This is a genomic window from Beijerinckia mobilis, from assembly GCF_000745425.1.
Lineage (GTDB): Bacteria > Pseudomonadota > Alphaproteobacteria > Rhizobiales > Beijerinckiaceae > Beijerinckia > Beijerinckia mobilis.
Genome location: NZ_JQJH01000011.1, coordinates 95,909 through 120,451 on the forward strand (window position 1 = coordinate 95,909; position 24,543 = coordinate 120,451).

The following is a 24,543-nucleotide window of genomic DNA, read 5'->3' on the forward strand; positions in this document are numbered from 1 at the left end:
TTCCTCAAACTTTGCAAAAAGCGCAGCCCGGCACCACCAGCGTCACAAGACATGGTCTGGTGCGAGCGCGCAGAGCGTCTCCGGGTCGCATTCGATCTGCAAAGTCACATGGCCGATGCGATAATGCGTCCGCAATTCCTCTGAAGCCTGCATCAGAAAAGTATCGCCGGGCGCTCCCTCGGGCATGAGAAGATGCGCCGTCAAGGCCGTCTCGCTGGTCGAGACTGGCCAGATATGGAGATCGTGCAGTCCCGCCACGCCTGGAAGCGAGAGCAGATAGCGGCGCACGCTGTCGCTCTCTATGCCTGCCGGCACCGCATTCAGCGACATGGCCAGGCTTTCACGCAGCAACGCCCATGTGCCGTAAATAATCGTCGCATTGATGAGCAGGCTGATGACGGGATCGAGCCACAAATAACTCGTGAGGGCGATGAGCAGTCCGCCGATCAGGACGCCGGCGGAGACCAAAGCATCCGCCGCCATGTGCAGAAAGGCGCCCTTGATGTTCAAATCATCCTTGCTGCCGGAGAGAAACATATAGGCCGTCGCGGCATTGGCCACCATGCCGACGAAAGCGACAACCATCATCATCCCGGCTTCGACCGGCTGAGGATTGAAAAGACGCAACAGCGATTCCCAGATCAAGGCACCGGCAACGACGAGCAGCATCACGGCATTGAACAAAGCCGAGAGAATTGAAAATCCGTGCAGGCCATAGGTGTAACGGCCGGAAGGGGGCCGCAGGGCAAGCCGATGCGCGGCGAAAGCGATCACGAGACTCAACACATCGGACAGATTGTGCCCCGCGTCAGCAATCAAGGCGACGGAATTGCCGAGAACACCAAATGCCGCCTCCAGCACGACGATGAGAATATTGAGACTGATACCGATGAGGAACCGGCGATTGTCATCGAGCGGCACATGCACGTGGGAGTGACCGCCGGGATGATGGGCATGGGTGTGGGAATGGGCGCCGGCGTGATCATGACCGCCATGATCATGATCATGCGCTTCCGCTTTCCCATTCACCGCATCAGACATCGGAAACCCCAGTCATATACCGCCATTCCCAAGGAATGAGGCGGTATATAAGCGAGAATCAGGACGAGCGCGACGTCGATTCGACGAGTTCACCGCCGGATTCATCATGGGCATGATTTCCGTCCTGCGGCCTCGCGCCATGCGCCGGTTGCTGTGCGCGCATGTCCATCGGCTTGCCATGCCAGACGAAACGGTCACCGCACCAGGCGAGCGTATAAATCACCGGGAGCGAGAAATCGCGCAAGAGAAAGAGCGCCGGCATACGCCAGGAAAACGGCCAGTGCTTGTGCAAAGCGAGCAGGCTTTCCGGCCCATACCAGAGCAGCAGCAGAGCCGCTAGGACCGCCTCCACATTATAATCGGCGAGGAAGGCGGCGAGGGTCCCGGCGAGGATCGGCAGGGCTCCACCCGTCAGAATTTCCGGCAGGAAGTAGAGCGGGAAGGTTTTGCGCCGCATCCGCGCCCAGCGCACCTGACGGTTCCACACTTCCTTTGCCGAGCGCCGCCCAAGCGGCTGTTCGAAGGGCGCCTCGACAAGGTGGATCTTGCGGTTTTGGGCATGCACGAGCTTGGTGCCAGCGGCATCCTCGGCGATTTCTCTGCCGAGCGCGCGAATGCCTCCGCCCGCCTCCAGAATATCGCGGCGCCACAGCATCGTCTTGCCCTGCGCAAATCCCCTGCCGAAAGCCTCACCGGTAAATTGCCAGCGTGCTTCATAGGTGTTGAGAAAAGCGCATTCGAACTCCGCCCAGACATTTTCCGCTTGTGACCCGAGCGGCATGGAGCAGACGAGCCCGCTTGACGGTTTCCACGCGGCGAGAAGCTGCTGGATATAATCCCCCGGCATCAGCACATTGGCGTCAGCGAGAATGAGCCAGTCATGCCGGGCCTCGTCGTAGCCACGAACACAATTGTTGAGCTTGGGATTTTCGCAGACTTTCTCATCGCCGATAATGAGCTTCGCCGGAACCTGCGGATGCGCAGCGATGAGTTTTTCGACGAGCGGGATGATCGGATCGCTGGTGCGAGCGACGCAGAAGATCATTTCATAAAGGGGATAGTCGAGGCGTAAGCCCGAGGACAGCGTCTCATGCGAAAAGGTCTCAAGGCCGCAGACCGGGCGGACGATGGTGACGCCCGGCGCCGAATGCGGCACAGGACAGGCTGTGCGCGGCGGGCGAATACGGACAAGGGCGACGATCAGGCCCACCAGATTCACCATCGTCAGGACGAGGCTGAAAAGTCCCAGAACCAAAGCGATCTGCATCATCATGCCGCCAGCTCCTGAAAAAAGCCGCTGGTCCGGCTGATAAAAGGCATGTGACCGTCGCTCGAAAGCGCGTGTTTCGCAAAGCACCCTTTCTCGAACGGCAAGCGAAATGGCAAGTGAGAGGAATAGCGGCACCAATCTGGATCAACGACGGCCTGCGCCACGCAAGAGCAGACGAAAGGACGATTGGCGCGGGCGACAGCCGCCGTCTTCGGGACTTCGCGAGATGCTCCCTCACGCATTGCTGTCATCTCCTCATCAAGCATGTCCGCATCAAGCGTCTTCTCAAGTCTTTCCGCAGGCCATATGTCACCAACCGGCATCAGCATTGATCTCCCCTGCTTGAACTCCTGGGGAACGCGGGCGCATAATGACAATCCGACGAGCCCATCCGATTCTGCACCGGGGCGGCCTTCATCCCAAAGCGCAGCATTGAAAAGCGTTCCGGCGGGCCCGACATTTTCACACGGACTGGCGGTTTCCACAGATCCTTCGACCAGCCAAGCCGCTGTACAGAGAAAGCCATGTCTCATCCAATCGTTCGCTTCGCGCCTTCTCCCACCGGACGCATTCACATCGGCAATGCGCGGACGGCTCTGCTGAATTACCTTTTCGCACGCAGACATCATGGCGAATTCATCCTACGCTTCGATGACACTGACATCGAACGGTCAAAAGAGGAATTTGCGGCTTCGATCGAGGTCGATCTCGCCTGGCTCGGCATAAAGCCGACGCTGATCCTGCGGCAGTCCCAGCGTTTTGCCCTCTATCATGATGCGGCCGAGAAGCTTCGGGCGGCTCACCGTCTCTACCCCTGCTACGAGACCGCCGAGGAACTCGACCGCAAGCGTAAGAGATTGCAGGCGCGCGGCCTGCCGCCGATCTACGATCGCGCCGCTCTCTCCCTCACCGACGCCGACCGTGCGCGGCTGGAGGCCGAGGGACGCCGTCCGCACTGGCGTTTCAAACTGGAACCCGGCACAGCGCATTGGGATGATCTGATTCGCGGTGAAAGCCGTATCGATTGCGCCTCGCTTTCCGACCCGATCCTGATCCGCGAGGATGGCAGCTATCTCTACACATTGCCTTCGGTGGTGGACGACATCGACTGCCGGATCACCCATGTGATCCGCGGCGAGGATCACGTCACCAATACGGCCGTGCAGATTCAATTGTTCGAGGCGCTTTCGGGCCCCGGCCACGCGCCGTCCTTCGGCCATCACAATCTGCTCAGTTCGGCAACGGGCGAAGGCCTTTCCAAACGCACCGGCGCTTTATCGATCGGCTCATTGCATGATCAGGGCATCGAATCGCTTGCCGTCGCAGCGGCGGCCGTGCTGACCGGCTCCTCCGTCGCCCTGCATCCGATCCGTGATCTCGAGGAAATGATCGCCACGCTCGACCTTTCGAGCCTGTCCCGGTCGCAGGCGCGTTTCGATCCAGCGGAACTCGCGGCTCTCTCCGCCCGCACCCTGCACCAGCTCGATTTCGAGGCCGTGCGCGACCGCCTCGCTGCCCATGACATCACCGGCTACAAGGCCAAGGCCTTCTGGGAGGCGGTACGCGGCAATCTGACAGTCTTTCTCGATTGCATCGAATGGTGGCGGGTCGTCGAGGGCGAGATTCCGCCCGTCACCGAGGACAGCGAATTTCTTGCCCTCGCCAGCCAGCGCCTTCCAGAAGAGCCGTGGGACGAAAAAGCCTGGAGCTTCTGGACGAGCCGCCTCAAGGACGAGACGGGCCGCAAGGGCAAGGCCCTGTTTCACCCCCTGCGGCTGGCGCTCACCGGCCGCGAGACCGGGCCGGAACTCGCGGCTTTGCTGCCGCTTATCGGCAAGCTTAAAGCAACGGCCCGACTATCCGGACACGTCGCCTGATACCATCGGGTCCGGTTTCCTCTTCCTTCACGCCCTGCTGCGCCCCAACGGTCGGGGCTCCCGCTATGTCCTTGGCACCGATTCCCGCAGAATCGGTGCCGGCGGTCGGTGCGCTCGCCCCGCTCAGGGCCTCCTGCAAGGAGGGGTCATCATCAGCGGGCATGGCCGTCGGCAGTGTCGTGCGATCGGCACGCAAAGAGGCGGTTTTGCCACGCTGGCGCCCTTCGGATTTCGCCTGAGTGATTTTCGGCTGCGACAATTCGAGGGATTTTTCCGGGGTGACGAAAATATCACCGCGATGTTCGCGCCCGACCGCCCAGTCAGCATCGGCGAGCGCCTCGGCCCAGGATTGTCCTGGTGGCTTGCAGGTGCAGGCGGGATCGAAGGTCTTCTGGAATTTCGACGCGTTCGGCAGATCCGTATAAAGCGTCCCGTCGAGCGAGACAGCCGTGGAAATATCCTTGGCCGGCGAACGCGTGAAGACGCTGACTTCGGCGTTCGGGCAGAGCGCCTGGCAGATTTCCGTCAGGCCCTCGCCATCATCATTCCGCCGCAGCGAGAGATTCATCGGGAAGAACCCACCGTCACAGGTCTTCACACAGACGAGCTGAGAGCCGCGCCTCGGCCCCGACTCCTCTTCCGGCGGCCGCTGCTGCGCCTCGACAGGCGCATCATCAGGCACGGATGGCGGCAATTCCGGCGGAATATTGAACAGCGTTTCGAAGAAGCCACGCTCGCGCGGCGCCTGTCCACGGCAATAATAATTATAGGCGTCGACGAGCTTTGTTTTGGCGGAATTTCCCGCCGCCTGGGAGGCGGAGGCCTGCAATTGATTGATGCTTGCCTGCAATTGCTCAAGCCGTGCATTGATGCCCGCGCATTGCGGCGGCTGCGGCGCGCCGAAGAACAGAAACTGCTGACGGTCGCACCCGAGCGAGTGGGCAGACCGGGCGAGATGATCATAATCGATGCGCTGCTTGTGCAGGGTGCCCTCATAGGGATTGCGCGCCTGCCGCCCTTCCGCCGCAGCAATCTGCGCCTGCAGGCGGCCGCAATCGACGGATTGGGCAAAAAGCGGCACCGGTGCGCAAACCGCCACGCCCATGGCAATCACGGCCATAGCGCTTATGCGCTTGGTTCTAATGCTCTTGGCGTTTACTGCTTCGACCGCATTTTCTTCAGCGGATCTTTCCTGCGCCCGGTTCTCATGGCTCCGCGACGCCAATGCGGCGGCACGGGCGATGACTCGCGGGAAAACGGCAGGAAATCGGCGGGACATCGCGAAACTTTCATGCGCTTTGGCTTGGCGGCCAACTGGTCCGGAAAAAGGTTTCCGCCTATATAGGCGGCTCCGCGCCGCCTTGTCGATTTGTCATGGCTTCATGGCATAAACATGGGCATTTAAAACCCGCGAGAATGTCGCGAACACGTCCTTGGCGATGCTTGAACCGGCCGCGCCCGGGCGGGGATTTGGATGGGCGTCGGGATTTGGATCGGAAGAAAAGCCGGGAGACCGACAGATGAAGCGCCCCATTTTCACAAGCCCGTTGCCAGTGGAAGCGCGCTTCACGCGCCATCATGAAGCCGGATGCGAGAATCGCCCGGCCATCGGATCGTCGCGTCTTTTACGCCGCGCCTTTTCCTGCGCCATCGCGGCGTTGATGATGGCGCAGGCGGGTGCAGCAACCTCCGCTTTGGCCGAGGGCGGTCCAGACCTCATCTTCCGCCGATCCACGGTCTTCAAATTGCTGACGCCGAACGACAAGCTCGCCACTTATGGAATCGACGATCCGGTCGTCGAGGGCGTCGCCTGCCATTATACGGTGCCGGAGAAGGGCGGCGTCGCCGGCGCTTTCGGCGTCGCCGAGGAAACCTCCGACATTTCACTGGCCTGCGCGCAATATGGCCCTATTTCCTTCAAGGAAAAGTTCGAACAGGGGGATGTCGTCTTCCGCGAGCGGCGTTCCTTCATCTTCAAGAAAATGCAGATCGTGCGTGGGTGTGACGTTAAGCGCAACGTGCTCGTCTATATGGTCTATAGTGACAAGCTCATCGAAGGCTCGCCGAAAAACGCCACCGCCTCGGTGCCGATCCTGCCCTGGAACACCTCCGGCACCATTCCCCGCTGCGCCGATTGGGTCAAGAATTGACGCCATTTGCGCGCGGAGTTTCTTGACGCCCCGCTCCATCACGCTTATAAGCCGGTTTCTTCAACAGTCCGGCTGCTGATCTTCCGTATCGGGTTCCGTTACGGTCATTGGCGTTGCCTACGGCTGCACCCTATCGAGACGATCGTACCAATCGAGACCTTCAACAGATGGCGAATACTCCCTCGGCCAAAAAGGCTGTCCGTAAAATCGCACGCCGCACGGCGGTGAATAAATCGCGTCGCAGCCAGATGCGGACCTATATCCGCAAGGTCGAGGAAGCGATTGCCAGCGGCGACGCCGGCGCTGCTGCCAACGCCCTGCAAGCGGCTGCTCCGCTCGTCATGCGCGCCGCCCAGAAGGGCATCGTTCACAAGAATACGGCCTCGCGCAAGGTTTCGCGCTTGACCAAAAGGGTCAAAGCCCTGGCCTGATTTTCCCTGATCTTGCTTTTTCCAATAAAGCCCGGCTCGTCCGGGCTTTTTATTTTGACTTCTTCACAGCCGAGGGATCGCGGTGGCGTTTGCCGCGATGAATCATCTTCTCCTTTTGATTTGGACCCGCCCGCAATCGCCCGGACCAAAGGCGATGAATCAGATGCATCACCTTTTGCAATTACGGCGCAGGAAGCCTGAGCTGGCGGCAATCGTTTCCCGAAATCCTCCATCAGATTTTTTTCGCTGAGGATTCCAGCCCGAACAAATAAGCTTTCAGTGAATCAAGGGCTTGAAAGGAAAGCAGAATGAGTCGGCATCGATGGGACGGGTTGACTCGGGTTCAAATCCGATTCGCGCCATGGTGATCCGGCAGCCAAGTCGAAATGGCAAAACTCCGGTGCGACGTTGCTCACGCAATGAGTCAATTGGCGAATCAAACGTTTAAATGAGTCAAGCAAAAACGGAGCAGAAGCGAGTTTAAAATTCGTTCTCGCCGAGAACAATTTCAGAAGGGCAGCGTCTTGCGGTCACCCTTTGCTATGTTAATGTGACCAAACACGATGAAACGCGCGGATCTCGCGGCCTCCGAAAATTTCGCTTCGAAGGCGGCGCTGCAAGCATTTCCTAAGATTTTCCCTTTAAAAAAGGCTGATAGCGCAATGATTTGCTCTGTTCCATCCGGCTTCGTCCAAGGGGAGCAGAGACCGGGGAATCTTCCCCTGCGTTCTGGGCGCTGTGTCATGAGACGGTCTTATTACCTGCTTGAATCTTTCCTCTCCATCGAAGGGAACGAATATTCAAGTAAATTTGTTAAGCCGTCTCTTGCGACGAAGGTATAGAAACCCCTTTTGTCGCCATCCACCACATTCAGAGACAAAATAATATTTTTTGTCTACTGTTTTTTCTTATACGAAAGACATGCTTTGCCTTAACGGGAGAAAGCATGCGCGAAACTTTTTACCGGCTGCGACTTTGTTGGCATTGCCAAGCTTTGCAGACTTGCGTATTACTTCATCCGCTTGGGACGCCTCCAGCGTAATATTTGGCGAAGGGGTTAGCTATGGCCAATATACAGCTCATGATGCGGTCCGGTAAATTCTCCACGGACGCGGCTTCGGCTTTCCCCATCTCAGCTTTTCTTAGCGCGGCTTACCCCTCCGCCAAAACCCTGCGCACGTCCCTGATCCCACTCGTCCCGATTTCGCCTGGATCCGTGCCTCTTGGATCGGTACCTCGAGACCTGCCATCCCTCGCGCATCCTTCTCCTTCGCCCGGCCTTGAAAGGAAGGCCAGAATCAGCCGACAGCTTTGCAACGCCGCAATCCTCGAAAAGAACGGATCTTTTCATCCTCCGGAAACCAGCCTCCATACAGGGTGCAACCGGCCGGTCTCCTGACCGGAAAAGCCCCATCTCCGGATATCAGCACCAGGCCCCCGGAATTGCCGGGCATCAGGCCGTGCAACCACATCCTGTTCTTAATTTTGCGATAGAAGTACGAAAATGGCGAACGCGCGCGGATTGGTCATTCGGCCAAATCAGAATGAAATCAGCGAAAGACTTGACGAAAGACAAGGTTATCAGGCGGGGCAGAATTGGGCTGGACGGGATGGGATGCAGAACGGAGAGGCCAAAGCCAGCGAAACGCGCATCGGTGAGACAGGATTTGAGGTGACGGGATCTCATGGGACCCACGGCGTGAACAAGGATGAAGCCTGGGAGCGGATCTGCCGTCGGCTGCGCGCCGAACTCGGTGAAGACGTCTTCACCTCCTGGTTCGGCCGCCTCGAACTCGATCAGATCACCAATGGCGCAGCCTCGCTGTCAGTCCCGACCAAATTTCTGAAAAGCTGGATCCAGTCCCACTATACGGACAAGCTGCTCGCGGTTCTCGCCGACGAGTTCCCCCATGTGCGCCGCCTCACCATTGGCGTGCGCCTGGCGGGCCGCATCGGGCGGCCCTTGGCCGCCGATACCACACGCGAGGGTGATGCAGCGGACATGCAGGCCCCAGTCGGCCGCGCGACACGCTCGCCTGCCTCCGAGGTCAAAATCTTCACGACTCAGGATAGGAAAAGTGCCCAGGAGACGGGTGATGCCGATGCGCTCAACGGCTCTCCGCTCGACCGGCGCCTGACCTTTACCAATTTCCTTGTCGGCCGCTCGAATCAATTGGCCTATGCGGCGGCCAAGGGCGTCGCCGCCGCCGATCCGAATGATCCGCTGCTTTCAAATCCGCTCTATCTCCATGCCTGCGTCGGTCTCGGCAAGACGCATCTTTTGCAAGGCATCGCCCATGATGCCATGGCGCTCCGGCGGCGGGTCATTTATCTCACCGCCGAGAAATTCATGTATGGCTTCGTCGCCGCGCTCAAGGCGCAGACGGCACTCGCCTTCAAGGAAAAACTGCGCACGATCGACATTCTGATCATCGACGACGTGCAATTCCTGCAAGGCAAATCGATCCAGCAGGAATTCTGCCATACGCTCAATGCCTTGATCGACGCCGGCCGACAGATCGTCATTGCCGCCGACCGTCCTCCGGCCGATCTCGAAAGCCTCGACGAGCGGGTGCGCTCGCGCCTGGCCGGCGGCCTTTGCGTCGAAATGGGTGCGCTCGACGAGGCCCTGCGGATCAAAATCCTCGAAACGCGGATTGCCGCCGCCAAGCTCGTCCATCCCTATTTCGACGTGCCGCCAACGGTCGTTTCCTATGTGGCGAGCGTCATCCAGACCAATGGCCGCGATCTCGACGGTGCCGTTCACCGCTTGCTCGCCCATGCCTCGCTCACCAGTGTCCCGCTCACCATTGAAATCGCCGAAACGGCGATCCGTGATCTGGTGCGGACCAAGGAGCCGAAACGCGTCAAGATCGAGGATATTCAGAAACTCGTGGCGAACCATTTCAATGTGAGCCGCGCCGATATTCTGTCCTCGCGCCGCACCGCCAATGTGGTACGGCCCCGGCAGATCGCCATGTATCTGTCGAAAATCATGACCTTGCGCTCGCTGCCGGAAATCGGCCGCCGTTTCGGCGGACGCGACCACACGACTGTCCTGCATGCGGTGCGCAAGATAGAAACCATGGCCTCGACCGACACCAATCTGTCCGAGGAACTGGAATTGCTCAAGCGGATGTTGATGGAATAGAGAAGGGAAAAGTCCCCGGGATCATCGACGTGCCAATGTCTCTCCCCTCAGCACCTTATGCTGCCCCTGGTTTCCCAACGGGCGGAAAGTCCTGTCCATGATCGCGCGTCCCCTGCGTATCCTCGGCATTGATCCGGGGCTGCGCAACATGGGTTGGGGCATTATCGAAAGCAACGGCTCGGCGCTCGCCTATATTGCGAGCGGCACAATCCGCTCGAAAGGCGATGATGCGCTGGCCACCCGGCTGAAGGAATTGCATCAGGGGCTTGCGGGAATCATCGACAGCCATGATCCGTGTGAAGCGGCCATCGAGGAAACTTTCGTCAATCGCGATCCGCAATCGACGCTGAAACTCGGCCAGGCACGCGGCATAGCGCTGGTGGTGCCGGCGCTCAAGGGGCTGGATGTTGCCGAATATGCCGCCAATCTCATCAAGAAGACGGTCACCGGCAATGGCCATGCTGAAAAGCAGCAGGTCGCTATGATGGTGAAAGTGCTGCTGCCGAAAAGCGATGCCGGCAGCGCCGATGCCGTCGACGCTTTGGCCGTCGCCATCACCCATGCACAATTGCGGCGCAGCCCGTCCCTGATGAAAGCCACAGCGCGATGATCGGCAAATTGACCGGCCTCGTCGACAGCGAGGGAGAGGACCATCTCATCCTCGATGTGCAGGGCGTCGGCTATCTCGTCTTCTGCTCCAGCCGGACCTTGCGGCACCTGCCCAAAGCCGGCGCGACCGTCGCACTGCTCATCGAAATGCAGGTCCGCGAGGATGCGATCCGGCTCTATGGTTTTCCCTCCGAGGCAGAACGGGAATGGTTCCGGCTTCTCCAATCGGTCCAGGGCGTCGGTGCCAAGGTCGCGCTCGGCCTGCAGGGCCTTTATGACGCCAATGAGCTCGGCCGCGTGATTGCCTTGCAGGACAAGGCGGCGCTCGGCCGCGCGCCCGGCGTCGGCCCGAAACTCGCGGCGCGGCTGATTACGGAACTGAAGGACAAAATGCCCGATCTCGGCATGGTCAGCCCCTCCGCCGTAAAACTCGCCGCACCGGAGAGCGCGCAAGAAGCGCCCGGCGCGGCGCAGGATGCAATCATGGCGCTGGTCAATCTCGGCTATGGGCGGCCGCAGGCAGCAACAGCCATCGCCGCCGCTTTGGAGGCATTGGGCGAGACCGCGCCGCTCGCCGATCTGATCCGGCGGGGATTGAAGGAACTTGCATCCTGATAGCTAGTCACGTTCCGCAGAAGGTCTGGGTGACGCGCTCATGCGGCGCCGCCGGTTCCCTGTATTTGGCCATCTCCGGCTGATCCGCATAAGGATTGGTCACCACGGCGAGCAATTCCTCGAAGGGCGCGAAATCATCCCTTTCGACGGCGGCCGTGATCACGGCCTCAACCCGGTGATTGCGGGGAATATAGGCCGGATTGACGGCCCGCATCGCCTCCCGGCGCGTGCCGGGCTCGGCTTCTTCCCGCTCCAGCCTCTTGCGCCACGCGTCGAGAAACGCAGAGGCATCCTCGGCATTGGCGAACAGACGTCTCACTGCCTCTTCCTGCTCCGGATCAGCCGCAGCCTCGCTCAAGGCCCGGAAGGTTAAAGTAAAATCGGCGCCGCTACGGGCCATGGCGGCGAACAGATTCTTGATGAGCGCCGCATCCTCTTCCTGCTGCGTGAAAAAACCGAATTTCTTCCGCATGACGGTAAGATAGGCCTCCTGAAACCGTGCGTCGAAACCGGCGATCGCGGCACGCGCCAGCGTCAAGGCCTGCTGCGGATCCGGATCGATGAGGGGAATCAGGGTCTCGGCCAGCCGCGCGAGATTCCATTGGGCCATCAGTGGCTGATTATTATAGGCATAGCGCCCGCCATGATCGATGGAGCTGAACACCGTTTCCGGATCATAGGCCTCCATGAAGGCGCAGGGGCCGTAATCAATTGTCTCACCAGCGACCGACATATTGTCCGTATTCATGACCCCATGGATGAAGCCGAGCCCCATCCATTGCGCCACCAGGGCGGCGACGGCGCCGATGACCGCATTGAGCAAGGCGAGATAGGGATTGGCCTCTCCCGCGAGCGCCGGATAATGGCGGGTAATGACATGATCGGCCAGAGCGCGCACGCCTTCCACATCGCCACGCGCGGCAAAGAACTGGAATGTGCCGACCCGGATATGGCTCGCCGCGACGCGGGTGAAGACGGCGCCGGGAAGAAACGTCTCGCGTGCGACCTGCTCGCCGGTCAGAACCGCCGCAAGCGCGCGGGTCGTCGGCACGCCGAGCGCGGCCATGGCCTCGCTGATGAGATATTCGCGCAGCACCGGGCCGAGCGCGGCACGGCCATCGCCACGGCGTGAAAAGGGTGTCCTCCCTGCCCCCTTGAGCTGGATATCGCGGCGATGGCCCTCACGGTCGATGAGCTCGCCGAGCAGGATCGCCCGGCCATCGCCGAGTTGCGGGACGAATTGCCCGAATTGATGGCCCGCATAGGCAATGGCGATCGGCTCAGCCTCCGGCGGGATCTGATTGCCGGCAAAGATCGCCGCGCCTTCCGGCCCGTCGAGTGCCGCGGCATCGAGCCCGAGATCGGCCGCCAGAGCCCGGTTCAGCCGGATCATCCGTGGGGCTGCGACGGGCGTCGGCGAAACCTTGGCAAAAAACCGATCCGGCAATTGGCCATAGCTATGTTCAAAGGGAAAGCGCGTCATGGGAACCGATTTTCTGAAGAGCCCGTCATGAGCCGTTGTTCAAATCCCGCGCCAGAAACGGCGAAGGGTTCCGAATGGATCATCCGGAACCCTTTTCCACTGGATCACATTTGATCCGTCAGCGGATGTAATTCATCACGGACAATCGTGGCTCAACTGGCCTTGATCTCGATTTTCTTCTCGTTTTTTATCGCTTCGGCGGATTTCGGCAATTTGATCGTCAGCACGCCTTTGGCGAAATTCGCCTCGATCTTGTCGGAATCAATACCGGCGGGAAGCGGGAACGTCCGAGTGAAGGAGCCGAACCGGCGCTCGGACAGGAAATAATCCTGGCCGCGATCTTCCTTTTCCTCGTGTTTCTCGCCGCGGATGGTCAGCGCGCCGTCGCTGACGCGCAGATCGATATTCTTTTCATCAAGGCCCGGCAGTTCCGCCGTGACCTCATATTCCTTGTCCTTTTCGACAATGTCGACGGCCGGAGCAATCAGGGCATTGGCCCTGTCGATCCATGGAGCATCGAGGCTGAAACTTTGCCGGGGGAAGGAGAGAAGGCTCGAATGGCCGGCAAAACGGTCAAATAATTGATCGATTTCTCGCCGGAACGACTCGAAAGGCGTCCAGGCGCCTAAATTTCCGGAACGGAAGCTCGTGCTCGGAGACACGGCTCTCTGCTGGTGCTGCTGCTCGGTCTTCACAGGAATTTTTTCCGCCATGGTCATTGCTCCGCTCGGTTGAGGGAATTCCGAAGGATTACGACTGATCGGTCTTTCACTATGAAAGTGGGCATGCCGCGCGGGTCATGCCCGGGCGGGACTCCCCGTCCCGCCGGAAGAGGGCCGAACGACAAGGTCCCGCCACGTCGAGATATGTTGGCAGGGCTATTTGACAAGACAACAATGTGACCCGTCGAAAGACGGAGGATCGCCGGATTCAGCGCGCTGATGCGCTTTGGCGCAGCCTCGTGATCATCCGCATCTCCGCACCGAGGCTGCACTGCCGCTGCACCCCGGCCTTGCCAGGGCAGCAGACCCACCGTTTCCTGAATCAGTGCCTTGTGAAAATGGAGACTATTTTCAGGCGACGGTTCACGGGATCAGGCGACCGGTGCGCCTTGATGCAGGATGATGCAAGGACGTGCGATCAAGCCTTGCCGTGATGCGCGGCTTCGCCATTGGCGTCGAGTGGCCAGCGCGGCCGCGCGGCAAAGGTCATGTCGTCGACGAGACCGAGATTGAGGCGTTCGAGCCCCGCCCAGGCGATCATGGCGCCGTTGTCGGTGCAGAGCGCCGGCGGCGGCAGAACGAGGCGCAGGCCGGTTTCCCCGCAAAAGCGCATCAGCGCGCGGCGGATCGCGCCATTGGCCGCCACGCCGCCCGCCACCACCATGGCGTTGGAGGCCCCGACCTGCTCGCGAAACAGCCTGAGGCCCGCACGGCTGCGATCAATGATCGTATCGACGATCGCAGCCTGAAACGAGGCGCAGAGATCGGCGACATCCTCCTTGGTGAGCGGCGCGATGCGCTCGGCCTCGAGACGGATCGCGGTTTTGAGGCCGGAGAGCGAGAAATCGGGCTTGGGTCGGCCGAGCATCGGGCGCGGCAGATCAAACCGCGTCGGATTGCCGTCCTGCGCCGCTTTCTCGACCTGCGGGCCGCCCGGATAGGGCAGGCCCAGCATTTTGGCGACCTTGTCAAAAGCTTCACCAATCGCATCATCGACCGTGGAACCGAGCCGCAGATAATCACCAACGCCGCGCACCGCGATCAATTGCGTATGGCCGCCCGAGACGAGCAGCAACATATAGGGAAAAGCGATACCGTCGGTGAGCCGCGCGGTGAGCGCATGGGCCTCGAGATGATTGACCGCGATGAAGGGCTTGCGCGCGGCAAGTGCCAGCGCCTTGCCGAAAGTGAGGCCCACCATGACACCGCCGATGAGGCCCGGCCCCGCCGCCGCGGCTATGCCATCAAGGTCGGCAAGCGTCACATGTGCTCGCTCCAGAGCCCGGTCGACCAGCCGGTCGAGTACGTCGAGATGGGCGCGTGCGGCGATTTCCGGCACCACGCCACCATAGGCGGCATGTTCGGCGATCTGGCTCATGACCTCGTTGGACAGGATATCGCCCTTCGTTTCGTCGCTGAGCCGCACGACCGCGGCCGCCGTCTCGTCACAAGTGGTTTCAATCCCGAGGACAAGCATGCTATCGACCTGAATCCTGTACCACCCGCCAACCCGACCGCCGCTCCGGCCGCATGGCAAAGCGGGCCCGCTTTGCCATGCTGAGGCTCAAAGCACACGGCCGAGCCACCTGCGGCGCCAAATTCTTCCTGGGAGTAGCACGATCACCAACCAGCCGATAGAGCAATCCGCCGCAGCTCTTTCCCCCCTCCCTCCTTCCGGCGTGCGCTTGCGGCTCGGCACACGGGGCAGCCCGCTGGCTTTGGCCCAAGCCCATGAAGTCCGCGACCGTCTTGCCAGGGCGCATGGTTTCGCGGCCGAGGCAGTCGCCATCACCATCATCCGCACCAGCGGCGATTCGATCCAGGACCGCCCGCTTTCGGAAGCCGGAGGCAAGGGTCTCTTCACACGGGAACTCGATCTCGCGCTGATGGAAGGGTCCATCGATTTCGCCGTCCATTCCGCCAAGGATCTGCCGACCTTTCTGCCCGATCCGCTGATGATCTCCGGCTTTCTGCCGCGCGAGGATGTGCGCGACGTGTGGATTTCGCAAAAGGCTGATCATCCACGCGATCTGCCGGCGGGCAGCCTCGTCGGCACCGCGTCGCTGCGGCGCGGCGCGCTTGTCAAACGATTGCGTCCCGATCTCCGCGTGACCCTCCTGCGCGGCAATGTGGAAACGCGGCTCTCCAAACTCGCCGCCGGCGAGGTCGACGCAACTTTGCTCGCACTCGCGGGGCTCAAACGGCTGGGCCTTTCCGACAAGGCCACCCGTATTCTCGATACGGATGATTTTTTGCCGGCGGCGGGCCAGGGCGCCATAGGCATTACCGCGCGGGCAGGCGACGCGGCGACCGCGCAGCTGCTCGCGCCGATCCTCGATCCGGCGACCGGCGTCGCGCTTGCCGCCGAGCGGGCCTTCCTCACAATCCTCGACGGTTCCTGCAAGACGCCGATCGGCGCCCATGCGACGGTTGCGAACGGCATGGTCACTTTGCGCGGCATCGTCCTGCGGCCGGACGGATCGCAATGGTTCGAGGCGGAGGAAAGCGGACCGGAGGCTGAAGCCGCGGCGCTGGGCGAGCGGGCGGCGCAGGCCATTCTCTCCCGGCTGCCGCAGGGTTTCTTTCAGGAAGCCCCCGTTCCGGATACCATTTAAGACTCCGCTCAAGACAAGGGCTGATAGCGCCGCCGGACCCTTCGCCAAGGATTGCACGATGCTCATTCTGATCACGCGGCCCTTCGAGGAAGCCCTGCGCAGCGCCGCCAAACTCGAGGACGCCGGCTATTCCACGCTCCTCTCGCCCGTCCTCTATATGCGGGCGACGGAGACAGTCTGGCCGCAGGGGATTATCGACGGACTCATCGCCACCAGCGCCCAGGCTTTCGAGCTTCTCGACCTCAAATCCGAGCAGCCGCCGCCGGAAATGCGCCGGCTGTTGCCACTCTGGCTGGTCGGCGAAAGGACGCGCGGAGCGGCGCAGCGTAAAGGTTTCGACGGACCGGTTCATATCGCCCCGCATGCGAAACAATTGGCCGGGGATATCGAAGTGGCCGTCAAGCCGCCTGCCCGGCTCGTCTATCTCGCCGGGCAGGATCGCAAGCCCGATCTCGAGAAGCGCCTGAGAAAGGCCGGCCTCACCATTGAGGCGGCGGAAATCTACGCCGCCGAAGCCGTCGAGCAACTCAGCGACATCGCTCTCGAGGCGCTGCGCGCCGGCGAAATCGGCGCGGCGATGCATTATTCCCGCAGAAGCGCAGAGATCTTTCTCGCGCTCATGAACAAGGCCGGGCATGATCCAAAAGTCTTCCCCCATGTTTGCATGTCGGAGGATGTCGCGGAACCCTTGCGTGAGGCTGGCTGCAATGCGCGCTGCGGCGCGATGACCAATGAAGAAGGCATGCTCGATGCCCTGAAGGAAGCGCTCCGCTGCAATAGCGAGCCCTCCCCGCCGGTGCAGGATTCGTCAGAATCCTGAAGCCGGTAACACATCCGGGCAAAATCACTGGGCCATGGGCGGGGAAGGCAAAGGGCGGGGAAATTGGGGAGGAACGGAATGCGCGCCGCTTTTCTGGTGAGACTACTTGCGGTGAGTTTCACCCTGCTCGCCGCCCCGGCGGGAGCAGCGAGTTTCGATTGCCGCAAGGCCGAGACACCGGACGAGCGGACCATCTGCTCGCATCCGGGCCTCAATGATTCCGATGTCGAAATGGCGACGACCTACAAGCTTCTGGCGGGGCTCATGGCGATGGGAGCGCGCGGTGCTTTGCAAGACAGCCAGCAGGACTTCCTGACCAGGAGGCGCGCCTGTGGCGACAAGCTAGCCTGTCTGCAGCAGGTCTATAAGGCACGCCTGGAGGAATTGCAGGCGATTTACGACCGCATTCCCAAGCCGCTTTAGGCATTGCCATGACGACAGCAACCCGCTCCGGCGACGCCTTCAAGGGAACCACCCGAGGAACCACCGGAGGAACCACCCATGACGCAGGCGCGCTGACAGTCGCGAATGTGAGCCATGTCTATGGCAAGAAGCGCGCGCTGGACCACGTCTCCTTCACGCTGGCGCGCGGGCGCTTCAGCGTGCTGCTTGGCCTCAACGGCGCCGGCAAGACGACGCTGTTTTCCCTGATCACCCGGCTCCAGGCCTTTCAGGCCGGTACGATCTCCCTTGACGGCCATGATCTCCAGCGGGACCCGGGAGAGGTGCTGCGCCGGCTCGGCATCGTGTTCCAGGCGCGCACGCTCGATCTCGATCTGACCGTCGAGCAGAATCTCGCCTATCATGCCGCCCTCCATGGGCTCCCGGCGCGGCTCGCACGCGCCCGGGCGGGCGCGGTGCTGGAACGTGTGGATCTCGCAGAAAGGCACGGCGACAAGGCCCGCGACCTTTCGGGCGGTCAGATGCGGCGCGTCGAAATCGCCCGCGCGCTATTGCATCAGCCGCGGGTCCTCATTCTGGACGAACCGACTGTCGGGCTCGACATCAAGGCACGCGCGGAGGTCCTGGCGCATGTCCGCACCCTCGTCGCAGAGGAAGGGATCGCCGTCCTATGGGCCACCCATCTTTTCGATGAGATTGATGCTGACGATGATCTCGTCATTCTGCATCAGGGACGCGTGCGTGGCACCGGCCGCGCCGACACGATCATGGAGCAGATGGGCGCCGCGACATTGACCGAAGCTTTCACGCGCATGACCACCAGCGAGACCGTATGATGCGCAAAGCCGCCCCCGCCTCGCCCGGTTTCTCGCTGTTCCAATATGCCATTTGTCTCAATGGCATTCTCTGGCGCGAGACCCTGCGTTTCCTGCATCAGCGCGAGCGCTTCGTCTCGGCTTTGGTGCGTCCGCTCGTCTGGCTGTTCATTTTCGCTGCGGGATTTCGCGCGGGCGCAGGCCCTTTGCTCACGCCACCCTATACCACGCCTGTCCCTTATGAAATTTACATTGCGCCGGGATTGATGGCGGTGATCCAGCTGTTCAACGGCATGCAATCGTCACTGTCGATGGTCTATGACCGCGAGATGGGCAATATGCGCATCCTGCTCGTCAGCCCGTTTCCGCGCTGGTTTCTTTTGACAGCCAAGCTCTGCGCCGGAACCCTCGTCTCGCTGCTGCAGGTCTATGCTTTTCTGGTCATCGCCTGGTTCTGGGACATCAGGCCGCCGAGCCTTTTTGGTTATGTCGCCGTTCTGCCGGCGCTTGTTCTATCCGGCCTGATGCTCGGCGCGCTCGGCATGCTTCTATCCTCGCAGATCAAGCAGCTCGAAAATTTCGCGGGGGTGATGAATTTCGTCATCTTCCCGATGTTCTTCGCCTCAACCGCGCTCTATCCGCTCATCCGGATCCGGGAAGGCAGCCCGAAACTGGCGTTCGTCGCCAGCCTCAATCCGCTGACCCATGCGGTGGAACTGATCCGGTTCGCGTTCCAGCAACAGATAAACTGGCTGGCGCTGGCTGTCGTCTTCATCGCGACCGCCCTGTTCCTCGGTGGGGCGATTGTCGCCTATGATCCGGCGCGCGGGCTTGGTGCGCGCCGGAGCGAATAGGACCCGTTTCCTGCCGGGAGACGTTTCCCCGGCAGAGAGTACGGCGGGAGCAGCAGCTTACTTCTTGGTGCCGGAAGCGTCGAAAGAAGAAAGGAAGGCGAAGAGATTGTCCTGATCGCTCTCCTTCGGCAGGCCGGCGAAAATCATCTTGATGCCCGGAACCTTGGCCTTCGGATTCTTGATATATTCCTTGAAGGTCGCCTCATCCCAGGTCAGACCGGAATTCTTCATGGCATCGGAGAAAGTATAGCCTTCGAGCGAACCGGCCTTACGGCCATTGAGCCCGTTCAGCTCCGGACCGACGAAATTCTTGGCGCCCGGTCCGATCTGGTGGCAAACCTTGCACTTGGTCTGGAAGATCTTCTCACCGGCTTCGGGATCGCCGGCAGCCAGCGCCGCACCGGCGCTGGCAAGGCCCATCAGGACCGCCAGGGAGAAAGAAACGGTTCTTGTCATCGTGCTAATCCTCAAAAGCGTCGCCCCCATGCGCATGCGAGAACGGCGCATCTCCAAAGTTCCAGAGCAGCTACCGGACGGTTCCAGGCGAGCTTCCACCACACCCGATTCCCGGCGCAATGTCATCGGCTAACCTTGCGGCCGGATAATGACTACGGCGCGTCAGAATCTCCCCGCACTGGACCACGCCCATAGGAAACATCCTAATAGTTTGTAACTGCTTATGTTTTATGAAGAAAGCGACATGCGCCTTCCAATCTGACCGTGTAGAACAGGATCCGTCCGGATGCAATCGCCCAGCGAACGAGAAACCGCGCCTACACAATCGGCACAATGCGATCAACCGGCTGAGCCGACCGAAAGAGGGTAAGCCGCGACAATTTGTCCTCTCCTTTTCCTTCGGCGCAAAGCGGGTTGCCTTGATCATGATTCAGAAAGTCATCAACCGACTCACCGAGTGGGCCTCATGGATCATGCGACAGCATGATCCATGAAGGGACATCGAAAATTGCCACGCCGCAGGCAGCGGGCGCAATTCCTGAAGGAAACATTCTCGAGACATGGGGGGCTGTCAGCGCATCGCCATCTGTCCCGAGACATTGGTCGCCACCTCGCCGCTTTTCTCTGGACAGAAAAGAGCGAGGGAAAGATTGCCGATAAAGAGACGGTGCTCGACCAGGCTCTCATCGCCATCGCGCCGTTGTAGAAACCAGACATTGCGGGTTTGGGTCGAAAGGATGCGCCATGATCCCCTTGCGGCAAGCGGCGGGACGGCATCCGTTTCCACACTCTCCGCCTTGTTTTCCACCGGTGCCAGTCCGGCAAGCTGGCGCTCAAAAGCCTCATCACAACGCACATGGAGTTGGATGGCGCCCGGCTCCAGGGCCTCCAACAGATCCGCACAATCTCTTTCTTCCTGATGTCTCCCGTCGAACAGAGGGACTTCGGAGGGCTCCGTCCGAACCCGTCCCTCATTTTCGAAATCCCAGGCCTTGAGACGTACTTTCTGCAGAAACGCATTGAAAGCCGGTGTCTTTCTGGGATCAGCGGAAGAAAATTCGAGCGGGGTCGCGCGAGCGGCCTGGTGAAGGATTGTCGGGAGGTCGTCGATCTGCAGGAAATGTTCGAGGATCTCGCCATCCGGCGCCAGGAACAGGATCTCCCATGCGCGCGCCATGCGCGTATTGCGGATCCGGGCGATCACGCCATCGGTGAGGCAAACCTCACCAGTGACCGGGCCCTCGCCCAGAATGCGCAGGATGAAGGCGATGTCACTGGTGCAAAGACCGGTAAATTCGAAAATATTCTCATTATACTCGGTGTTGCTATATTCGGTGTTGCTCTGGAAAATGCCCCTAGTGAAACGATCGAGGAAATCTCTGGCAGCGGAAGAGCAGAGGCCGGACCGCTCCGGACAATGGAGCAGGTAATAGATGTTGCTCGAATGAATTCCATCATCCCCCCGAAACAAGGGAATACAGGGTGGAACGCTCGATTGTGCACCAACCTGCGTTGGAGGCGTGACGTGGAGTGGAGCAGAGGGGGTCATCCTGGCAAGGTTGAGCAGCAAAGGAATATTACATGAATTTTGATCGCGACCCAGAGTCATGAATTGGCCCCGTCGTTATTTTTATTGCCGATAGCAGTTCTTTTGATCCTAGACTACTTACAGACGACAGTATCGCCTTACTCCCATCTTCATTTATTATTATATATTATCTATACTTAGCGTACAGATATTGATTTGCCGGTCAGAACCGCGCAATCTCCAAAGGCACAATCCCGCTTTCCCAAATACAAAGCCGTGGGACAAATTTCCCCGACTCATTCCATCGAGGTTTAATATTACTTCGCCTTTCGTTATATTTTCCTTATTAAGAACACAATTCTGCCTGTGGTCAACAAAAGTCTTTACCCCCAAATTGCCATCTTACACCGCCGAAGAAAATTGTATTTTATATCAACAAGATATCAATGTTTTTACAGTTACAAGAGTATGATTTCTTTACAACAATAATGTATTTTACGGTTTTATAACCCGCTCTGCGACGCGAGATTGGGTATCCGCCTAACGCGGATACGGCGCGGACGGCTCCCGATTCTGACTTCAAAAATCGTTTATCGGCAGGCTCCTTCTGGTAAAGTGCACTCAAAAATCCGTCCGGCTGCGCAAAGCCGTCGCCAAAGTGCCTTCATCCAGATAATCGAGCTCTCCGCCGATCGGCACCCCATGCGCCAGGCGGGTGATCTTCACGCCATAGGAATTGAGTAGATCAGTTATATAATGGGCGGTTGTCTGGCCATCGACCGTGGCATTGACCGCCAGAACGACTTCCCGGACACCGCCTTGCGCGACTCGATCGACCAGCGCATCGAGATTCAAGTCCTTCGGGCCCGTCCCCTCCAGCGCCGACAAGGTCCCACCCAGCACATGATAGCGCGCAGGCAGGGCGGCCGCGCGTTCGAGCGCCCAGAGATCAGCGATCGTTTCGACGACCACGATAAGCCCCTGATCACGGGTCGGATCCGCACAGATCGCGCAGGGGTCGCGCGTATCCATATTGCCGCAGACATGACAGACGACCAGCCTGTCGTGGGCCTGCCGCATGGCATCGCTCAGAGGACCGAGCAATTCCTCACGTTTGCGGATCAGATGCAGCGCGGCCCGCCGGGCCGAACGCGGGCCAAGACCCGGAAGCCGGGCCAAAAGGTGAATGAGCCGCTCGATTTCAGGCCCGGCAGGAGGGGTCGTCATGCAGTTGAGAACAAGTCCGCGTAAAGGGAAGGCGAGGATCAGAACGGCAGCTGCAGACCGCCAGTAACCTCCCGCATCTTCTCTTCCATGATCTTTTCCGCCTGATGCCGCGCATTTTCATAAGCAAGAGCAACGAGATCCTCGACGATCTCCTTCTCTTCCGGTTTCAACAACGAGGCATCAATGGACACATTGCGGATTTGCCCCTTCACCGTCAGGGTGATGCGCACGAGCCCCGCGCCCGCCTGGCCCTCCACCGTCATTTCCTCGAGCTGCGCCTGCATATCCTGCACCTTGGCCTGCATGGCCTGCGCCTGTTTCAAAAGCCCCATCATGTCTTTCATGGCTCGTTCCTCTCCATGCGATCGTGACCGATCGAATCCTTTGCCCGGCGCCGCAGATGCCTGCCGTGCCTTTAAGCGTCATCCTCCGGAGAGAATTCATCCGGTGGAAATTGATCCTGAAAGACGACTTCCGCGTCCATATCCGGCGCGTCTTCGTCAAGCTGCGCGACCCGCTCAGAACCGATATGTTCCAGGTCTGCCTGTTCTGTACTCGCGGCCTCAGGCGGATTATGCGGCCGCACCGCCACGATTTGCGCACCGGGAAATTCGCTGAGGGCCCGGCGCACCAGGGGATCAGCCTCGATTCCGCGGCGTCGCTCGGCGGCCCGCTGCTCTTCCTGTTCCTTCAGGGTGAGACCACCAGCCTCATTGGTGACCGCCACCATCCAGCGCATGCCGGTCCATTCCTGCAACTTGCGCATGAGCGTTTGCGCCAATTGCGGCGAAGCCCCCGGTACGAGGGAAAATTCGATTGCTCCTTCCTCGAAGCGCACCAGGCGAACATCACGTTCAAGCGCCACTTTGAGTGCTATGTCCCGCTTCTCTCCGGCAAGCGCCACAAGAGCCGCGTAATTCTCGAGCCTCGGTCCCGCTACAACAGAACCGATCGGCGCGGCAACAGGCACAGCCATGGTGGTGACAGTGGCCGCAGCCCCATGCGCCCGTGACGGCGAAGCCGCCATGGATATCATCCCAGCCCCGGAATTCTGCGATCCCGCCCCGCCGATCATGGAACCTCCGGCGCCAATGCCTGCGCCTGCCGGAGAGTTTACACGCCCGGCCGAAGAGGGAGAAGCATTGGGCACAGCAGGATTTGTGTGCCCCTTGGCCAATTGCCGCAGAACGGCATCGGGGGTCGGCAGATCGGCCGCAAACCCTAGCCGCACCAGCACCATATCGGCGGAGGCCAACGGACGCGGCGAATCCTTGAGTTCCTGCAGACCCTTGGTCAGAATTTGCCAGGCCCGCGTCAGGGCCATGATGCTCAAACCTTCGGCCATGGCACCGCCCCGGCTCATTTCCTCGGGCGTCGCGGCGCCATCCGCAAGGCCGGGGCTGAGTTTCAGCCGCGTCACGAAATGCACGAATTCGGCGAGTTCGACGAGCACCTGCGCCGGATCGGCGCCGCAATCATGCAGCGCCTTGAGATCGGCAAGCGCCTTGGCCATGTCACCACGCATGACCGCCTCGAAGAGATCGATGATGCGGCCACGGTCCGCAAGGCCCAGCATCGCCTGAAGATCGTCTGCCGTGATGGGATGAGAGGCCGGCGATGATTGCCCGGACGATGAATGCGCAAAAGATGATTGAGAATGCGCGATCGCCTGATCGAGCAGGGAAAGCGCGTCACGCACCGACCCTTCTGCGGCTCGTGCGATCAGGCCCAGGGCATCACGCTCGGCCGCGACCGTTTCCTTCGCGCAGACATTTGCTAGAAAATCGACGAGCACATTGGGCTCGATGCGGCGCAGATCGAAACGCTGACAGCGCGAGCGCACAGTGATTGGCACCTTGTCGATCTCGGTCGTCGCGAAAATGAATTTGACGTGTTCAGGTGGCTCCTCGAGCGTCTTCAACAGGCCGTTGAAGGCCTGTTTCGAGAGCATATGCACCTCGTCAATAATATAGACCTTGTAGCGCGCCGAAACCGGACGATAACGCGCGCTTTCAATGATCTCGCGAATGTCATCGATACCTGTATGCGAGGCCGCGTCCATTTCGATGACATCGACATGACGGGATTCGATGATCGCCTGACAATGGACGCCGAAACGGTCCATATGGATCGTCGGCTTTGTAACGCCCGGCGCGCCGTCTTCAGGCACCAATTCGTAATTGAAGGCGCGTGCGAGAATGCGCGCCGTCGTCGTCTTGCCGACACCGCGAACGCCGGTGAGAAGATAGGCCTGATGGATCCGGTCGAGATCGAAGGCATTCGACAGGGTGCGGACCATCGCTTCCTGGCCGATGAGATCCTCGAACCGGCAGGGCCGATATTTCCGGGCCAGCACCAGATAGGGTTTCGCCGCAGGTGTCGTTACCGCTGGCGGCGCTGAGATGGGGGCGGTGGAAGTCTCTGGCCCTTGTTGCATGCGCTCATCTTGCATTGCGCCGGCCGTGCTCCGCCCAGTT

At 60.2% G+C, this 24,543-nt stretch carries 22 protein-coding genes; 11 read left to right on the forward strand and 11 right to left on the reverse strand.

Annotated features, from left to right (window positions below; genetic code table 11):
* Window positions 1-42: 42 nt before the first annotated feature.
* On the reverse strand, window positions 43-1,041 hold the full coding sequence (locus tag DL88_RS10470; RefSeq protein WP_034995646.1) for a cation diffusion facilitator family transporter: 999 nt from the start codon (window positions 1,039-1,041) through the stop codon (window positions 43-45).
* Window positions 1,042-1,099: 58 nt separating this feature from the next.
* Window positions 1,100-2,308, reverse strand: a complete 1,209-nt coding sequence (locus DL88_RS10475; protein ID WP_084705116.1) for a ceramide glucosyltransferase — start codon at window positions 2,306-2,308, stop codon at window positions 1,100-1,102.
* A 527-nt stretch (window positions 2,309-2,835) separates the two neighbouring features.
* On the opposite strand from DL88_RS10475, the gene DL88_RS10485 reads away from it, so the two are divergent.
* On the forward strand, window positions 2,836-4,188 hold the full coding sequence (locus DL88_RS10485; RefSeq protein WP_034995650.1) for a glutamate--tRNA ligase: 1,353 nt from the start codon (window positions 2,836-2,838) through the stop codon (window positions 4,186-4,188).
* Here DL88_RS10485 and DL88_RS19395 read toward each other — a convergent pair.
* A complete protein-coding gene (locus DL88_RS19395) occupies window positions 4,151-5,467 on the reverse strand; it encodes a DUF2865 domain-containing protein (protein ID WP_051955868.1) in 1,317 nt (438 codons plus the stop codon). The two genes, DL88_RS10485 and DL88_RS19395, sit on opposite strands and share 38 nt — an antisense overlap.
* A gap of 382 nt (window positions 5,468-5,849) precedes the next feature.
* Here DL88_RS19395 and DL88_RS10495 point away from each other — a divergent pair, with 382 nt between their 5' ends.
* The 5 genes from DL88_RS10495 (at window position 5,850) to ruvA (ending at window position 11,144) form a co-directional block, all read left to right on the forward strand.
* On the forward strand, window positions 5,850-6,338 hold the full coding sequence (locus tag DL88_RS10495; RefSeq protein ID WP_051955884.1) for a CreA family protein: 489 nt from the start codon (window positions 5,850-5,852) through the stop codon (window positions 6,336-6,338).
* 167 nt (window positions 6,339-6,505) lie between these two features.
* A complete protein-coding gene (rpsT, locus tag DL88_RS10500) occupies window positions 6,506-6,769 on the forward strand; it encodes a 30S ribosomal protein S20 (RefSeq protein WP_034995653.1) in 264 nt (87 codons plus the stop codon).
* A 1,615-nt stretch (window positions 6,770-8,384) separates the two neighbouring features.
* Window positions 8,385-9,920, forward strand: a complete 1,536-nt coding sequence (dnaA, locus tag DL88_RS10510; RefSeq protein ID WP_084705117.1) for a chromosomal replication initiator protein DnaA — start codon at window positions 8,385-8,387, stop codon at window positions 9,918-9,920.
* A gap of 97 nt (window positions 9,921-10,017) precedes the next feature.
* Window positions 10,018-10,530 (forward strand): crossover junction endodeoxyribonuclease RuvC, encoded by a 513-nt coding sequence (gene ruvC, locus DL88_RS10515; protein WP_034995660.1) that lies wholly within the window; start codon window positions 10,018-10,020, stop codon window positions 10,528-10,530.
* Entirely contained in the window at window positions 10,527-11,144 is a 618-nt protein-coding gene (gene ruvA, locus DL88_RS10520) for a Holliday junction branch migration protein RuvA (RefSeq protein ID WP_034995663.1), read from the forward strand. The genes ruvC and ruvA overlap by 4 nt, the downstream gene beginning before the upstream one ends.
* A 7-nt stretch (window positions 11,145-11,151) precedes the next feature.
* On the opposite strand, the gene DL88_RS10525 is transcribed toward ruvA, so the two are convergent.
* From DL88_RS10525 to tsaD, 3 genes are all read right to left on the reverse strand, one after another.
* Window positions 11,152-12,627, reverse strand: coding sequence for a protein adenylyltransferase SelO (locus DL88_RS10525; RefSeq protein ID WP_034995667.1), 1,476 nt, complete (start codon window positions 12,625-12,627; stop codon window positions 11,152-11,154).
* Between the two features lie 152 nt (window positions 12,628-12,779).
* Window positions 12,780-13,340 carry an Hsp20/alpha crystallin family protein gene (locus DL88_RS10530; RefSeq protein WP_034995765.1) on the reverse strand — a complete coding sequence of 187 codons (561 nt, stop codon included), beginning with the start codon at window positions 13,338-13,340 and terminating at the stop codon, window positions 12,780-12,782.
* A gap of 427 nt (window positions 13,341-13,767) precedes the next feature.
* The gene (tsaD, locus tag DL88_RS10535; RefSeq protein ID WP_034995671.1) at window positions 13,768-14,826 is read right to left on the reverse strand and encodes a tRNA (adenosine(37)-N6)-threonylcarbamoyltransferase complex transferase subunit TsaD; all 1,059 of its coding nucleotides are present in this window, start codon (window positions 14,824-14,826) and stop codon (window positions 13,768-13,770) included.
* A gap of 202 nt (window positions 14,827-15,028) precedes the next feature.
* Here tsaD and hemC point away from each other — a divergent pair, with 202 nt between their 5' ends.
* The 5 genes from hemC (at window position 15,029) to DL88_RS10560 (ending at window position 18,855) form a co-directional block, all read left to right on the forward strand.
* Window positions 15,029-15,964, forward strand: a complete 936-nt coding sequence (gene hemC, locus DL88_RS10540; protein WP_034995674.1) for a hydroxymethylbilane synthase — start codon at window positions 15,029-15,031, stop codon at window positions 15,962-15,964.
* A gap of 58 nt (window positions 15,965-16,022) precedes the next feature.
* Window positions 16,023-16,784 carry a uroporphyrinogen-III synthase gene (locus DL88_RS19400; RefSeq protein ID WP_051955869.1) on the forward strand — a complete coding sequence of 254 codons (762 nt, stop codon included), beginning with the start codon at window positions 16,023-16,025 and terminating at the stop codon, window positions 16,782-16,784.
* Between the two features lie 78 nt (window positions 16,785-16,862).
* On the forward strand, window positions 16,863-17,207 hold the full coding sequence (locus DL88_RS10550) for a lysozyme inhibitor LprI family protein (RefSeq protein WP_051955870.1): 345 nt from the start codon (window positions 16,863-16,865) through the stop codon (window positions 17,205-17,207).
* A gap of 8 nt (window positions 17,208-17,215) precedes the next feature.
* Entirely contained in the window at window positions 17,216-18,022 is an 807-nt protein-coding gene (locus DL88_RS10555; RefSeq protein WP_084705113.1) for a lanthanide ABC transporter ATP-binding protein PedB/LutE, read from the forward strand.
* The gene (locus DL88_RS10560; RefSeq protein ID WP_034995678.1) at window positions 18,019-18,855 is read left to right on the forward strand and encodes a lanthanide ABC transporter permease protein PedC; all 837 of its coding nucleotides are present in this window, start codon (window positions 18,019-18,021) and stop codon (window positions 18,853-18,855) included. Before DL88_RS10555 ends, DL88_RS10560 begins: the two co-directional genes overlap by 4 nt.
* A 57-nt stretch (window positions 18,856-18,912) precedes the next feature.
* Here the strand turns inward: DL88_RS10560 and DL88_RS10565 are convergent, their stop codons facing one another.
* The 5 genes from DL88_RS10565 to DL88_RS10590 all read right to left on the reverse strand — a co-directional run bounded on the left by DL88_RS10565 (window position 18,913) and on the right by DL88_RS10590 (window position 24,503).
* Entirely contained in the window at window positions 18,913-19,311 is a 399-nt protein-coding gene (locus DL88_RS10565; RefSeq protein WP_051955872.1) for a c-type cytochrome, read from the reverse strand.
* 571 nt (window positions 19,312-19,882) lie between these two features.
* Window positions 19,883-20,860 carry a hydrogenase expression/formation C-terminal domain-containing protein gene (locus DL88_RS10575; protein ID WP_210165300.1) on the reverse strand — a complete coding sequence of 326 codons (978 nt, stop codon included), beginning with the start codon at window positions 20,858-20,860 and terminating at the stop codon, window positions 19,883-19,885.
* 600 nt (window positions 20,861-21,460) lie between these two features.
* Window positions 21,461-22,066 carry a recombination mediator RecR gene (gene recR / locus DL88_RS10580; protein ID WP_034995687.1) on the reverse strand — a complete coding sequence of 202 codons (606 nt, stop codon included), beginning with the start codon at window positions 22,064-22,066 and terminating at the stop codon, window positions 21,461-21,463.
* A 38-nt stretch (window positions 22,067-22,104) separates the two neighbouring features.
* Entirely contained in the window at window positions 22,105-22,410 is a 306-nt protein-coding gene (locus DL88_RS10585) for a YbaB/EbfC family nucleoid-associated protein (protein WP_034995688.1), read from the reverse strand.
* A 71-nt stretch (window positions 22,411-22,481) separates the two neighbouring features.
* Window positions 22,482-24,503 (reverse strand): DNA polymerase III subunit gamma/tau, encoded by a 2,022-nt coding sequence (locus DL88_RS10590; protein ID WP_245270764.1) that lies wholly within the window; start codon window positions 24,501-24,503, stop codon window positions 22,482-22,484.
* Between the last annotated feature and the right edge of the window lie 40 nt (window positions 24,504-24,543).